At 42.4% G+C, this 14,961-nt stretch carries 12 protein-coding genes and 2 pseudogenes; 11 read left to right on the forward strand and 3 right to left on the reverse strand.

The genetic code is table 11. From position 1 onward, the window contains the following. The 5 genes from L5L94_RS07615 to L5L94_RS07635 all read left to right on the forward strand — a co-directional run bounded on the left by L5L94_RS07615 (window position 1) and on the right by L5L94_RS07635 (window position 3,494). Window positions 1-522, forward strand: coding sequence for a membrane anchored protein in chemotaxis locus (locus L5L94_RS07615; RefSeq protein WP_105253086.1), 522 nt, complete (start codon window positions 1-3; stop codon window positions 520-522). A 70-nt stretch (window positions 523-592) separates the two neighbouring features. Further along, window positions 593-1,384, forward strand: a complete 792-nt coding sequence (locus L5L94_RS07620; protein WP_028761170.1) for a ParA family protein — start codon at window positions 593-595, stop codon at window positions 1,382-1,384. Continuing rightward, the gene (locus L5L94_RS07625) at window positions 1,368-2,363 is read left to right on the forward strand and encodes a chemotaxis protein CheW (RefSeq protein WP_168824448.1); all 996 of its coding nucleotides are present in this window, start codon (window positions 1,368-1,370) and stop codon (window positions 2,361-2,363) included. The genes L5L94_RS07620 and L5L94_RS07625 overlap by 17 nt, the downstream gene beginning before the upstream one ends. A 7-nt stretch (window positions 2,364-2,370) precedes the next feature. Continuing rightward, complete coding sequence (locus tag L5L94_RS07630) at window positions 2,371-2,865, forward strand: chemotaxis protein CheW (RefSeq protein WP_006082380.1); 495 nt, start codon at window positions 2,371-2,373, stop codon at window positions 2,863-2,865. Window positions 2,866-3,095: 230 nt separating this feature from the next. Continuing rightward, a complete protein-coding gene (locus L5L94_RS07635) occupies window positions 3,096-3,494 on the forward strand; it encodes a DUF2802 domain-containing protein (RefSeq protein WP_028761168.1) in 399 nt (132 codons plus the stop codon). A gap of 52 nt (window positions 3,495-3,546) precedes the next feature. Here the strand turns inward: L5L94_RS07635 and L5L94_RS07640 are convergent, their stop codons facing one another. Further along, on the reverse strand, window positions 3,547-3,855 hold the full coding sequence (locus L5L94_RS07640) for an EscU/YscU/HrcU family type III secretion system export apparatus switch protein (protein ID WP_028761167.1): 309 nt from the start codon (window positions 3,853-3,855) through the stop codon (window positions 3,547-3,549). Window positions 3,856-3,916: 61 nt separating this feature from the next. After that, window positions 3,917-5,824: a hypothetical protein gene (locus L5L94_RS07645; RefSeq protein ID WP_263162265.1), complete on the reverse strand. Its 1,908-nt coding sequence runs from the start codon at window positions 5,822-5,824 to the stop codon at window positions 3,917-3,919. 219 nt (window positions 5,825-6,043) lie between these two features. On the opposite strand from L5L94_RS07645, the gene L5L94_RS07650 reads away from it, so the two are divergent. After that, entirely contained in the window at window positions 6,044-6,826 is a 783-nt protein-coding gene (locus L5L94_RS07650; RefSeq protein ID WP_263162267.1) for a VacJ family lipoprotein, read from the forward strand. A 121-nt stretch (window positions 6,827-6,947) separates the two neighbouring features. Then, window positions 6,948-8,051 (forward strand): response regulator, encoded by a 1,104-nt coding sequence (locus L5L94_RS07655; protein ID WP_263162270.1) that lies wholly within the window; start codon window positions 6,948-6,950, stop codon window positions 8,049-8,051. Between the two features lie 104 nt (window positions 8,052-8,155). Here the strand turns inward: L5L94_RS07655 and L5L94_RS07660 are convergent, their stop codons facing one another. After that, entirely contained in the window at window positions 8,156-9,661 is a 1,506-nt protein-coding gene (locus tag L5L94_RS07660; protein ID WP_113939478.1) for a peptide MFS transporter, read from the reverse strand. 473 nt (window positions 9,662-10,134) lie between these two features. On the opposite strand from L5L94_RS07660, the gene rfaH reads away from it, so the two are divergent. From rfaH to L5L94_RS07680, 4 genes and pseudogenes are all read left to right on the forward strand, one after another. After that, window positions 10,135-10,641, forward strand: coding sequence for a transcription/translation regulatory transformer protein RfaH (gene rfaH, locus L5L94_RS07665; protein WP_263162273.1), 507 nt, complete (start codon window positions 10,135-10,137; stop codon window positions 10,639-10,641). A gap of 924 nt (window positions 10,642-11,565) precedes the next feature. Further along, the gene (locus L5L94_RS07670; RefSeq protein WP_263162276.1) at window positions 11,566-14,304 is read left to right on the forward strand and encodes an SLBB domain-containing protein; all 2,739 of its coding nucleotides are present in this window, start codon (window positions 11,566-11,568) and stop codon (window positions 14,302-14,304) included. A 198-nt stretch (window positions 14,305-14,502) separates the two neighbouring features. Beyond that, window positions 14,503-14,646, forward strand: a pseudogene (locus L5L94_RS07675) (four helix bundle protein); the annotation flags it as partial. Window positions 14,647-14,800: 154 nt separating this feature from the next. Further along, window positions 14,801-14,961: pseudogene (locus tag L5L94_RS07680) on the forward strand (IS110 family transposase); the annotation flags it as partial.

Genomic DNA, 14,961 nt, shown 5'->3' on the forward strand with positions numbered 1-14,961 from the left:
ATGAGCACAAATAGTGTGCTCATCATCTTGTTGATGGGCATAGCCATTTTGGTTCTTGGTGCCTTAAGCCTTGATTACAAGCGTAAGAATAGTTTACTGCAGGCGGATGTAAAACGTTTGGAATCGACTCAGGTGCTGTTAATGGTACCTGACGAACAGGCTGAGGCCATTGCAACTTGGTTAGCGTCTCATCCCGATCAGACTAAAGCAATGTTGCAATTAGCGGCTCCTGGTGAGCAGAAGGCTGTAGCGATTGGTCCTGAGCCGGTACAAAATAGCATTCCGCCTTTGCTGGGCAAACCAGATACTGAAATAGATACGGCGAAGGAAAAAACTAATCTGGAATCCTCTATTCCTAAACAGCTTCAAGCGCCAGAAAAAGAGGTTAAAGCTGTTTCTCAGACAATTGCCCCCCAAAATGCAGAGATGCTGCCAGTGGTGATATCTGAGAATGCCGATGGTGTCAAAGTGATTAGTTTGCCCAATGGCGGCATTCGAGTCACGACCAGAAAAGAGCAGTAATTTTAGAATTTGTGAACTCACAATTTTCTAGTTCATTAGCATATTAACCAGTATAGGTAGGGGTCACTTCTTGAAAGTCTGGACCATAGCGAATCAAAAAGGTGGCGTAGGTAAAACCACGACGGTAGCGAGTTTAGCGGGAACATTAGCTAAGCGTGGCAAGCGTGTTCTTATGATAGATACCGATCCACATGCTTCGTTAGGTTATTACTTAGGTATTGATTCTGAAGAGGTTCCAGGCTCGTTGTTTGATGTTTTTCTTGCCCATAAAAACCTTTCTAAGGAACTCGTTTTATCCCATGTAGTGCCAACCTTAGTCGATGGTTTGGATTTATTACCTGCAACTATGGCATTGGCTACCTTAGACAGAGCCTTAGGTCATCAAGAGGGAATGGGATTAGTACTACGTAATTTATTAGCACTGGTTGCTGATGATTATGATGTTGCTATCGTTGATTGCCCACCCGTACTCGGGGTATTAATGGTCAATGCGCTTGCGGCAAGTCAGCATATCATTATTCCTGTGCAGACGGAGTTTCTTGCCATTAAAGGGCTAGAGCGGATGATTAAAACAATGGAGTTAATGGGGCGATCTAAGAAGACGCGCTACAGTTACACTGTTGTGCCTACCATGTATGATAAACGCACCAAAGCATCACCTGCGGCTTTGCAAGTTCTTGGTGCCGAATACAGTGATACTTTGTGGAAAGACGTTATTCCAGTAGACACTAAGTTTAGAGATGCCAGTTTGGCACATTTACCAGCATCGCATTATGCGAGTGGTTGCCGCGGCGTTAAAGCCTATGAAAGATTATTAGATTTCTTATTAGTTGGGGAGTTTGGCCATGTCAAAATCGGTTGATGAAACTGTTTTTGATTTTTTCGCATTATTGCTGCAGGAAGACGACAGTCCAAACCAGATTGTTTCCCCTCAAAGCATTGTAAAAGCAGACTCAAATCAAAATGTTGCCGTTAATCAAACGGAGGCAGCATTGCTCGATGCGGCAATTTTGGCTGAAAATGGTCGCACTGCCGCACCGCAGAATGTAGAGAAGGCCATAACGCCTACTGCGCAGTTGCAGCCAAAAGCGGCGCCAAGACAACATGAGTTTGTTGCTCCGGTAAGCCAGGTTGTAGCTCAAGTGAATAAGCAAGCGTTAGAGAAATTACTAGCGCCAGTACTAAAGACTGCAAGGTTAGAACCGATACCACCTTCAGTAGAGATAGCGCCACCTATTGATGTTCAACCTGTTGTGGTAGAAGTACCACAAGCTCAGCCTGTTGTTAATGAAACCGTTGTTGATGAAATCGTTGAGCCAGTGGTTGTGCCAGAAACACAAGTTGGCATTACGCCTCCTAGTGTGACAAAAGATTTGCAAGAAGTGCTCGATGATGAGTTTCAGGTACTATTCTTTAAAGTAGCAGGGCTGACATTGGCTGTGCCTTTGGTGAGTTTAGGCGGAATAGTAAAAGTTGAGCGGATAAACCACATCTTTGGTCGACCCGCATGGTTTCTTGGTGTACAGACGCATAGGGAGGAGCAATTGAACATTGTTGATACTTGTGCGTGGGTTATGCCAGAAAAATACACAGATAAACTGGCGCAATCAGTAAATTATCAATATCTTGTATTATTAGAAGGCAGTAACTGGGGATTGACTTGTGAGTCCTTGGTCAATGCGGTAAAAATTAATAAATCGCAAGTCAACTGGCGTAGTCAAGCGGGTAAACGCCCTTGGTTAGCGGGTGTAGTGAAAGAACAGATGTGTGGCATTTTGCACGTACAAGCCTTAGTTGAAATGCTTAATGCGGGTTTAGGTTGTCAGGACTCAATTGGTTGAGGTAAACATGAAAGATACAAGAAATGTAGCAGCAGTCGCTGCAAGTAAAGATGATGCAGTATTACAATGGGTTACCTTTAAGTTGGACCATGAAACTTACGGTATCAACGTAATGCAAGTGCAGGAAGTGCTGCGTTATACTGAAATTGCCCCCGTACCTGGTGCCCCCTATTATGTTCTAGGCATCATTAACTTACGTGGTAATGTTGTCACTGTAATTGATACCCGCTCACGTTTTGGATTGCAGTCTGCTGAAGTTGATGATTCAACCCGAATCGTTATCATCGAAGCTGAAAAGCAGGTCATTGGTATCTTAGTTGATAGTGTTGCAGAAGTGGTTTATTTGCGCCGCTCTGAAATTGACAATGCGCCTAATGTTGGAACGGAAGAGAGTGCTAAGTTTATTCAAGGCGTGAGCAATCGCGACAATGAATTACTTATCTTAGTTGATCTCGACAAATTATTGTCCGATGAAGAATGGGCTGAGTTGACTCAGATCTAATCAATGAGTGTGATAAGGCTGAATGATTAGAATTCATTCAGCCATTTTGTTTATTTGCGAATAAATCGATGATGTTGAGTATTTACGATTTATGGATAGACGAAGTCTTTTTATTATAGCTTGAACAATGGCCAATTATATTGGTGACGTTAAGTGAGCACTTTGGAATAGATAACTCAATTGTAAGCCAGCTCCTAATCTATGGCTTTGAGTGAGTATAAGGATTTTTGATGGGCGATGAATTTTTGATCGCAGCGTTAGTCTATGTCATCGCATGCTTAGGGTTAGTACTCTTTTTACAAAAGCAATTGAGTAAATTAAGAAGCAAAGTTGAGGCATTGACTGTGTTAGTTAAAGAGGGCGATCGGCAGCGAGAGTCTTTTAAACGCGAATTGCAAGAATTACGCAGTGGCACAATCGGTGTAGGCCGTCGTGTTATTGAATTAGAGAAACGCATATTGCAACAGTCTGAACGAATTGAAGAGACGACTCAACAGGATCCACAGGCAAAACTTTATACTCGAGCCATGAAGATGGTCGCGCTTGGTGCTGGCGTCGACGAATTGATTAAGGAATGCGAATTACCTAAAGCTGAAGCCGAGCTGTTGATCCGTCTGCATCGTAAGTAATCGGTAGCCAATTGAACACTAAAAGCTAATTTTTCTGAATTAGCTTTTTATTTTATGCCTTCTCGACAATTTTTTTATGCATATTATTCCATTGCTCAGGAAATTTACCGTCGAGCATATACACAAATGCAATCAGTTCGGCGATAAGCAGGTAAAGCTCCTTGGGAATTTCCTCTCCTAACTCTAGCAATTGCAAAAAATGGCTCAGATGGGGATCTTGATGGATATAAACGCCGTTAGCCTTAGCTAAGGCAATAATTTCTTCTGCGATAAGCCCTTCACCAGTCGCGACTATTTTAGGAGCGTTACGGCCATCGTAGCTCAGTGCGACAGCTTGTTTAGGTTCACTCTCTTCGCTCATATCGTTATTTCCAATGTTTTGTATAATGAACTCAATATTAGTGTTGGAACATTGTCACTCATTAAGCTTTTGTCTTTACGAGGAAATGATCACCAGGTAATAAGGTTGCTGGTACTTGCGCTATTTGAGTTGATAGTTCACCAGGCGTAAAACCCAGTTGTGATAGTTTTTGGCTTAAGGGCGTTAAAAAGTTATTAACCTTATTAAGTAGTATCTGACTATTGCCTTTAAACTGGATATCTAAGTGTTGATTGTGGTTTTGGGCTGAAATCAGCAGAGGTCCTTGTGCTAGATTAAACTTCAGTTGTAAACGCCATCCCATTTTTTTATCTGGATCATCAGGATCGGCTTCTTGCTCAAATTTCCCTTCCAGTTGCTCCTGTCGTTGGTTAATGCTATAGGGAAGGGCGAAGAACCAGACCAAATTGCCAGCGCTCTCATTACTTGCCTGTTGGTATAAATGCAGGTTAGAGGCTAATAGTCCCATGCTATCAAGGCCTCCTGCTTTGCTCAGTTGCCCAAGAAGTTTAGTGGAGAAGCCCACTTTAGCTTGTAACTGTTCAAGGTAGTCGGCAAGCTTTTTGCTCATGGAATTCGAATTGTTATTGGCTTTAAAGCCAAGTAGCAGCTGAAAAAGTGAGGTAATTGCACTCCCATTCATGAGCATAGAGGCTTGATTTGATTGAGGCGTAGCAAGATTTAGACTCGCTAGACCGAGAATATTGGCTTTGAGCTCATCGATATCATTCAATTGGCTTAGTGGTGGTAGCCCTAAATGCGGTAGGTGTTTCAATAACTCAGATGCTAAATTCGAGCTGCTATTAGAACGAGATAACTCAATAGGAAGTGCCCCCGCTTTATTGAACGCTTTTTGTAAGATATCAGCCACTTTTACCGAAGTATCAGTCTTAGCATCATTGTCTTGTTGTTCACTCTTTTGGCTGCTGGATCCTAAAATATTATTAAGTTTGTTTATGTCTGTAGGACTCACACTTAGGATTTCTTGTGACGTTTTTGAGCCTTGAGATAATCCGTTTTTGCTATTTACGTTTTCACCCATTTGTGATGTTGGTGATTGACCCACAAGCCGATTTTCAAGGGCTGAGTTTTGGGTGCTGATCTGACCTAAGTCTTTAGTTGTTGACGTTATGACTTGCGCGTTAGAGATATTCTGTGAGCCAGTCGCAGTAGGCGCTGATGGAACATCTACTTTACTTTGAAGCTGCATTATATCGACTTTGGCCGTGACAATTTGTTTTGTGGATTCAGGTAAAAAGTTGATATTTTCGAGTTTTTTTAGAAAGGAGGCAATTATCTGGGCTGGTTCAATTTTCGCGATCACAAGATCAGAAGATGGTTTATTTGTGGGAACCTGAGTTTCATTTACTGGCGTCCCAATTATGATTTCGAGTTTGCTCTGTATTGGGGTGAGTAATAAAATAGGGCGCCCTTGTTGAAAGGCTATTTTCGCGATGAATTCACCTTGATTAAGCTGGGGTCCAGGATCTTGTGCTACAACGGTACCATTAGCAAATTGAAACTCCTTGTTAACTATAGTGACGTTGGGTAATGGATAGCCCTGTGTGCGAGCCGCGAGCGCTGAAAGCTGCGTCTGAGATATGCCATTTTGTTGTGCCAGATTGATCACTGCCTCAGGAATTTTCAGTACGAGAGGTGTAGCTAAGGCAAGCAGTTGGCTAGCGGAGTTTTGCACTATCGTAGTTGGAGTTGAGCTGTTCTGCGCATTGGGCGTGACTAAAAAGCTATTAGCAGTCAACAATATTTGCCGCTGTTGAGCATTAACTAGCTTTAAATTATATTCTGTACCGTTTAGAATAATACTATCTCCCTCAGGTGATGTTTGTACCTGAGCTGGAATGGGGCGTGGAGTAGCATTGAGGGCATCAGTGTGGGCCATCGCAGTGTGTAACTGCGAATTTTGACTGCTGACAAGTGGAATCGACTCCATTTAATGACCTTATATAGTTTATCCTGCGATACATTCGTTTAGTAAAATTAACAATTGACCAATTTTTTTTGCCAAGTATGCTTATGCGCCTTGTGACAAAGGAACTGTCATACTGGATAGTATGCCACTAAGACGAATTATCTTTATATCGTCATTTTTGTGTTGTCACTTTAGCGAAAATTTGATGTCTAAACTGTACATTTATATTAAGAGAGCGATATGAAGTTAAAATGGATGGGATTATCTTTGGGGTTAATGCTGTTGCCTAAAGTGCAATCGGCTGAAGTATCCCTACCAGATACCATTCAGCAGGAAACACCTGCTAAGGTACAAATTACCTATGATGATCCCCGCGATCCGTTCGAAGGCTTTAACCGAGCTATGTGGGACTTCAACTATCTCTACCTAGATAGATATTTATATCGTCCTGTAGCCCATGGTTATAACGATTATATTCCTACGCCTGCTAAAACAGGTATCAATAACTTTGTGCAGAATTTAGAGGAACCTAGCAGCTTAGTAAACAATGTGCTGCAGGGTAAGTGGGGCTGGGCAGCTAATGCTGGTGGACGCTTTACAATCAATTCTACTGTCGGCTTATTAGGTGTCATTGATGTCGCTGACATGATGGGTATGAGCCGCAAGCAAGATGAGTTTAATGAAGTGCTGGGTTATTATGGGGTGCCTAATGGACCTTACTTCATGGCGCCATTTGCGGGGCCTTATGTTGTGCGAGAACTCGCGTCTGATTGGGTTGATGGTCTATACTTCCCATTGTCTGAGTTAACAATGTGGCAATCCATTGTTAAATGGGGACTTAAAAACCTTCATTCTAGAGCATCAGCAATCGATCAAGAGCGACTTGTTGATAATGCACTCGATCCTTATGCCTTTGTCAAAGATGCATATTTACAGCACATGGACTATAAAGTCTATGATGGTAATGTCCCTCAAAAGCAAGATGATGAGTTGCTCGATCAGTATATGCAGGAGCTTGAGTAACCCTATTGGCCGTACTTGACAGCATTTGTCTTTAGTCATCAAATGCTAGCCTTGTTAAATTTTGTTATTGGCATATTCACTTAAGTAATGGCTATGCGATGAACTTTATTCGGGAACCTTTATGGCGTTAAATGGTGTTGCGGTTCTTTTAGTTGAAGATGACCCCGTGTTTAGGCAGATTGTTGCAAGCTTTCTCGATAGCAGAGGCGCGCAAGTCACACAAGCCTGTGATGGTGAACAAGGATTGTCAGTTTTTAAATCGCAGCGCTTCGATATTGTTCTTGCAGACTTGAGTATGCCTAAGCTCGGTGGACTCGATATGCTTAAGGAAATGACAAGGTTAGCACCTTTAGTGCCTTCTATTGTGATCTCGGGTAATAATGTCATGGCTGACGTCGTAGAAGCCTTACGCATTGGCGCCAGTGATTATCTCGTTAAGCCAGTATCTGATTTATTTATTATTGAACAAGCCATTAAACAAAGCCTTCATAGTTCCTATATTGATGATACTCAAGCCGCAGATTTTGACGCGCTATCCCACCAAGAATTAAGTGATAATCTAGCATTGCTTGAGCAAAGTGTTGCTGCGGCAAAACAAGTTCAGCAACAACTCTTTCCCGCTTCAAATATTAGTTATCCGGTAGCCAAGGTTGACTATAGCCTTTATAAAAATAGCGATATAAGCAGTTATTTCATTGATTCAACTATGGTAGGTAGTGATTACCTGATTATGTACATGGCCCATTTGTACCCAGAGGATAATCGAGCTGCGTTTGCCTGCGTTCTGCTGAGAAGTTTTGTTAATCAAAAGCTTAAAGATTTTAGGAATGGTCAGAGTCAAAGCATTATTGAGCCTTTTAACATGATGAGCTATTTGAACGAGCGTTTAGTGAAATCCGGTCTCGATATCAAAGCCGATATGATTTATGTTGCCATTGAGCTAACTAAGTACCGTGCAGCTATTGCACAGGCGGGTAAGGGGCTGCGTTGTTATCTGCGTAATGACGAGGGATTAAGCCCGTTAGCACTGTCTGAGAGCCTGCAGCTTGGCGTGTTAGACTGGGGTAAACCGAGCATTCAGTTCCGAAGTATTTTACCGCAAGAACAGTTGTGTATTGCGACAAGTGAGCCTGAGCATAAACAAGCTTTACTTGATAACAAGTTTAAGGGCTTAGTCTATGATGCAACGCTACCTGCTGGTGGTTTTCTACAGTTAAGCCTTTAGTTTTTTTGACGCTTTGGCGAAATTGAGTATACCGAATAGCTGAGTTAACAAAAACGCCTTACTCTTGCGAGTAAGGCGTTTTGTTTTAACAGTTAAAAAGATAATTAACGTTTTATCGCTTCATGTTCAGCCGTCACTGCAATTTCGCTTTCTAAGGCTTCAGCTTCAGTATGATGCTTGGTTTCTGCGCCATGCATCCAATCGACTAATTTGTCAGCCATAAAATACAGGATCACGCCAGACAGAGCCGCTGTAATCGCAATACCAGAGAAGATCGCCATTGCATTAGCCAGTTGCTCTTCTTTCTCCCCACCATGGCCGATGAATGAACCTACCACACCGCCAATCTTGTTAGCTGCTGCAACGAATAGGAACCAAGCTCCCATCATCAAAGAGGCAATACGCAGTGGTGCTAGCTTAGTCACCATAGATAAGCCTATGGGCGATAAGCAGAGCTCACCCATAGTGTGGAAGAAATAAGCGCCCACTAACCACCACATGCTCGACTTAACAGATGCATCGCCACCCATTTGCATTACTGCACCTATCATAAATAGGAAGCCGATAGCGAGTAAGACCAAGCCAAGTGCAAATTTCACCGGAGAGTTAGGTTCATTCTTGCCTAAACGGATCCAGATAGAAGCAATTACAGGGGCAAATAATACAATGAAGATAGCGTTTAACGATTGGAACCAAGTGGTAGGTACTTCAAAGGTGCCAACCATACGATCGGTAAACTCGTTAGTGAACAAGTTCATTAAACCGCCCGCTTGTTCAAAGCCCGCCCAGAAAATAATCGTGAATAAACCCATTACCATGATGACCTTAATACGATCACGTTCGACTTTGGTCAGTGGTTCCTTACGCACTTCGCCTTTCTCTTCCGCTTTTTGTTTTTCAAGCTTAGCGGCTGGCACTCTTCCTATATCGCCTAAGTATTTCTGCGCGAATAAAAATTGGATGATTAAAGAGAAAATCATCCCCACACCCGCACAGAAGAAGCCCGCTTGCCAGTTGTTAACAAACACTTCTTTACCATCGATAATAGAAGCATGGCCGAAGTTAGTGTAGGCCCAAGCGACGATAAAACCTGATAATGCAGCACCTAAGTTGATGCCCATGTAGAAAATCGTAAACGCGCCATCACGACGGTGATCGCCTTCTTCGTAGAGATCGCCCACCATAGTGGAAATGTTTGGCTTGAACAAACCGTTACCCAGAATGAGGGTACCTAGACCAATATAAAATACAGTAGTTTCTAGACCAGGGATCCAGCTATGCGGCGCAGCAAGCAAGAATTGACCTGCGGCCATTAATGCCCCACCAAAATAAATGGCTTTGCGTTGACCCAGTATGTTATCGGCTAACCAACCACCAATAAGTGGTGTCAAGTAAACCAAACCTGTGAATGTGCCGTAAAGTGACAAAGCTTCAGCTTGAGTCCATCCTAAGCCATGTCCACCATCACTTTGCACTCTATCAACGAGATAAAGCACCAAAATGGCACGCATTGCATAATAACTAAATCGTTCCCAAAGTTCTGTTGTAAACAGCAAGAACAATCCCTTGGGATGCCCAAGCATCGTTCCTTGTGGTTTTGCTACGCTCATGAAGTCTTCCACCTTAAGCTCGTGATTGCCTGTGGGCCCCTGAAACAGGATGATGTCACCACAGAAAAATGGTTGTTGCTCGTCCCAATATCGCCTGCAGGTTTTTATCAACCATTAATTCGCGCTATAGCATTCATTAATTGTTGAATAACCGCTAGTTACGTATGGGTTATTGTTACGTTCTTATAATAAAAGTAATGTGTTTAGCAGTAAAATGAGTATTTTCGCTAAAATCCCACCTTATATACCCCTTAAAAGCAACCAAAGTCAATTTTGGTAAGCTAAGTGGTGACATTATCAGCAGTATAGTGTTGTGATTTTAATTATGAATTAGTTAATGTGAGCGTCATTGTATGCATACCGAGCGAGAGACTGGAATAGTCGAAAAATTACTTCCACCGACTTGAGCATCTTTGCTATGATTGCGACCCGTGAATGGACGTCACTTATTTATAGGGTAGTGAGATTAGCTTATGAAGGCATGGTACCTTTTGTATTGTAAACCTCGTAGTGAAGCGAGAGCACAACAGAACTTAACACTTCAAAATTTAGAGACGTATTTGCCTATGGTCTCTGAAGAGAAATCTCAGCGCGGGCGCAAACAAGTCTGTCGTGTACCACTCTTTCCTAATTACTTATTCATCAATTTTGACCCAAGTCAGACAAGTGTCAGGCAGGTCCATTCTACTCGTGGTGTGAATCGAATCGTTAATTGTCAAGAGAAAATGACGCCCATTGACGACAGAATTATCCATGCCATTCGCATGAAAGAACTAACGCCTTCCCAAACAGTATTAGCCGAAGAATTAGAGCTAAAAACGGGGGAGAAAATTCGTTTTACAGATGGTCCCTTTGTTGATCTCGAAGGCATTTTTCAAGAAAAATGCCCAAACAAACGTTGCCATGTTCTTTTTAACATTATGGGGCAGATAAAGACGGTTACTGTACCGCAGCAAAGTGTGGAACGAATTTGTGTTTAAGTGCACAAGTACAAACCTGTTTGTAGGAGTAATGCTGAGTATTCTGTAAGATATTAGCCATTCTTGAAGTTAATAAAATATCTACCAAAGTGACAAGGTGTTTAATATTTACTTAAAAATCAATTTGTTGATTTTGTTTAGGGTTTGTAGTTACATTTTTAAAATGCAACCTGTTAAGGTGTGATCTTAAAAATGGCCGTTTGAACATTAAATGTTCTATCGGTAGTGAATCTTTGAAGTAAGATTCTGTAATCATAAAGTTAGAATATAAGCTCTTATCTTAAGTGTTTACATCCTATGGTTAAGGTATTTTACTAGCGAAACTGAATGAGTGTGGAGCTTAACTATTTCTTGTAACACTGTTTTATGTTAATGAAAAATATGAATTTTCGCATCGCGAAGGGCAATTTAGAAGCCGCAATCTATGGGCGGTAGCGTGTCTGAAAGGTGAGAAACAGCAGGTTAAGCTCTCGAGCAAGAGGCATGGATGCCGAACTGGCATTTATAGAGGGATATGGTTGAAGAATAAATAGTTTCATTTGTTAAGTTAGCGCTGAAGGGCGTTAGGCCCGCAACGATGTGCGCACCAGTTGCATACCTCAACATTAAAAAATTATGTAGGTCGCTCGCAGGTTCATTGCTAGAAATTAGGGCGGCCTGTTGTGATGCAATAAAAACTGCTGCATCTCAGATTATAAAAGTTGTGTAATGGACGTTTTAACTGGGTGGCGTTCTGCTTTTTAGCTTTATCCTTAGCGTTAAGTGAGCTCGCGAACGTTCCGTTATCCGTAAATTCTTCAGTTCTTGCTTTGTCGGCTCTCGCTGCGAAGCGTTCTAGATCCTAGCAGCCATAGTATTATGGTGCCTTTAGAATCTAAAAGTCGCTCTGCGACACCCTGTTTTCAACCCAATCGGAGATATCTGGTGTTACAACAAATCAAAAAATTCATCATAGTAGGCCTTGGCGCCACAATATTGATGGGCGCTCAGGTTCATGCCGTTACGCCATCTCCACAAATGATTGAGCAGTTCAAGCAATTACCGAAATCTGAACAGGCAAGGCTTGCTAAGCAATACGGTATTGATCCTAATATGCTTTCAGGCTCTCAGGCCCAAACTCAGGTTACAAATCCTGAAGTCGTAGGGGAAAGAGATACCAATCCTCGTGTGTCTGATGCCGATAAAAAAGCGGCTAAAGCGGAGTTAGATTTTTCTGAAGATCCCAGCAAAATAAAATTGCGTCGTTTCGGTTATGAGATGTTTGCTGGTGAACCAAGCACATTTGCACCTGTGTCAGACGTCCCTGTTCCAGGAGAGTATCTCGTCGGTCCAGGCGATAACATTAAAGTTCAGCTTTATGGTAAAGAGAATAAAGAGTATGACCTCGTCATTAACCGTGAGGGGGTTATCCAGTTCCCTGAGCTAGGTCCAATACCAGTCATGGGGCTTAGTTTCTCTGAGCTCAGAGACTCTTTATCCCAGCGTATTAGTGAGCAAATGATCGGTATTGAGTCCAACATCACTATGGGTGAGTTGCGCTCGATACGCATTTTTGTGGCCGGTGATGCCTATAAACCTGGTTCGTATACGGTTTCAAGTTTATCAACTATCACTCAGGCTCTGTTTGTCGCTGGTGGTGTTAACGAGATCGGTTCATTACGTAATGTACAGCTGAAACGTAATGGCAAACTAGTTGGTATTTTAGATCTTTATGACCTGTTAATGCGAGGTGATGCGTCGGGGGATTTAAGACTCCATTCTGGTGATGTGGTGTTTATTCCTTCTATCGGCGGCCTTGTAAGCGTAACCGGAGAAGTAAGACGCCCAGCCATTTACGAGCTAAAACACAATGAGAGCATGGCTGACGTTATCGCAATGGCCGCCGGGTTAAATACAGGAGCATATCCTAAAAGCAGTTCAATAGAGCGTTATAATAGTAAATCTTTGAAAACCATAGTGAACGTAGATTTAACCTCTGAGCAAGGTCGAAATACACCAGCCAAAGCAGGTGATATTGTTCGCGTGAAAAGTGCGTCGGAGCAATACGAGAGTGCCATCACTATAGCCGGTGCTGTTGTTCGTCCGGGTAAATATCAATGGTTTGCCGGTCAAAAAGTGAGTGACGTATTGCCTTCTCTGTGGGGAGACTTAGCGGCTTCAGCTGATCTTGATTACGCAATCGTGATCCGTGAAGTGAATCAATACGGTGATATTGAAGTGCATCAATTCTCACCAGGGAAAGCAATTAGTGCTAAAGAAAGTGGCCAAGATCTTAGCTTAAATGCGCGTGATAAAATCATCCTGTTTAATTTTTCAGATGATATACAGAATCGCTATGAGTTAAATAAATTAGTAAAAGAACGTGTTGAAAAAGTCACTTCTTTAAATACAAGTAATCTTTTAGGTTCAGATTTATTTAAAGCCGGTTTTGTTCAACTCGATAAAACTAAGTTATCGCAACGTACCGATCTTGCTGGTGTAGTACTAACAGATAAGAAAGAGTCTGAAGAGGCTGAGGTTGTTAAAGGCGTAGTCAATAAAATGTTGGCTAATTTATTTGACGATACAGAACTACTTAAACTCAGTAATCAGATGGGCCGTCAAGAGTTACTCTACCCAGTAATGGTTAAATTAAATAGCCAAGGGCGAGCAGGCTCTGGTATTCAAATTGTTGCTATTGATGGACAGGTAAGAGAACCAGGAGTATATCCACTGACTGTGGGTGCTCGGGTGAATGATTTAGTGATCGCTGCAGGTGGTTTAAAAGAAGGTGCTTATACCGCTAGAGCTGAATTAACCACTACCTCAACCGATATCAATGGCTCGAGAATTAAGCATAATAATCTTGATTTAACACAAGCTTTGCAAGGAATCGAAAGTGCCAATATCCGTTTAACTGGGCGTGACATGCTAACAGTGATGACGACTCCTGATTGGCAAGAATCTAAAGTTGTTGAAATTCGAGGCGAAGTAAAATTCCCTGGACGCTACAATATCCGCCGCGGTGAAACACTAAACGATTTAATCGCTCGTGTGGGTGGATTTACTGAATATGCTTATTTGCCATCAGCTGTATTTGTGCGTGAATCTGTTCGTAAGCAAGAGCAAATAGAGATTAAAAAGTTAGCCGATCAATTGCGTCGAGATATAGCCACACGAGGTGTATCGCAGGATGGCACTATGGTCAATTATGCTGATGCGCAATTGATGTTGGCCGATTTAGAAAATATAAAAGCCGTAGGACGTCTTGTTGTCGATTTAGCGGCAATTTCATTAGGAATTGAACAAGCGAATATACAGCTTGAAGATGCCGATATCCTCTATGTTCCATCGACTAAACAAACCATTGCAGTGATGGGAGAGGTTCAGCACCCAGCAACTCACAGATTTAAAGATGGCTTAACTTTAGACCAATATTTAGCTATGTCCGGTGGTGCGCGTAAACGTGCTGATGAAGACCGCACTTACGTTATCCAAGCAAATGGTTCTGTACTCATGCCTGGCCGTTCGAGTTGGTTTACTAGTGAAGACCAGTTACAACCGGGTGATACCATTATTGTGCCATTAGATACGGAATATAAAGATAACCTAAGTCTCTGGACACAGATCACGGGTATTATCTATAACACCGCCGTCGCTGTATCCGTTATCGCAGGGCTGTAGAACTTGGAATCTAGGAGCGCCTTCGGCCTCTAGAACGTTGCTTCGCAACTGCGAGAACGCAGCAAAAATCGCTGCTGCTAGAAACTAGAGCGCTCGCAGGCTCGCTCTAGGCTCTAGAATCTAGACTCTAGAAGGTGCGCAGCAACGCTCTGTTTTTTCTCGCAGGGCGAAGCCCGCTCTGCTTTTTAAGGAGCTCTCATGCGATTCGAACAACTGGATGTTTGGAAAAGAGCCTCGCGATTATCTTGTCAAATATATCAAGTGACAGAATCAGTAAGTAATTGGGGTTTTAAAGATCAAATAACTCGTTCAGGGTTATCTGTCCCTTCAAATATTGCTGACAAAAGTGCAGGAGCAACTTTTGAACGATGTGATTTTTTTCATCGGCCTCGAAGAGGTGAGGTACATGGATGATGGGATGGACACCTCTTGTGAAGTAGGCGTCATTTACGCCATATTGAATTTGCACGTTCAATAACAACAAAAGGTGTCCAAAATGAAAGTTACACTAATAGGAATTGATCTCGCAAAAAATATCTTCCAAGTATGTGGAGTTAATCAAGCAGGCAAGAGTGTTTTTAACCGCTCGATTAAACGTGCTCAGCTCCTGCCTTTTCTGCGTACTTACCCTGATGCCACTATTGCGATGGAAGCCTG

Source organism: Shewanella sp. SM21 (assembly GCF_025654335.1).
Taxonomy (GTDB): domain Bacteria; phylum Pseudomonadota; class Gammaproteobacteria; order Enterobacterales; family Shewanellaceae; genus Shewanella; species Shewanella oncorhynchi.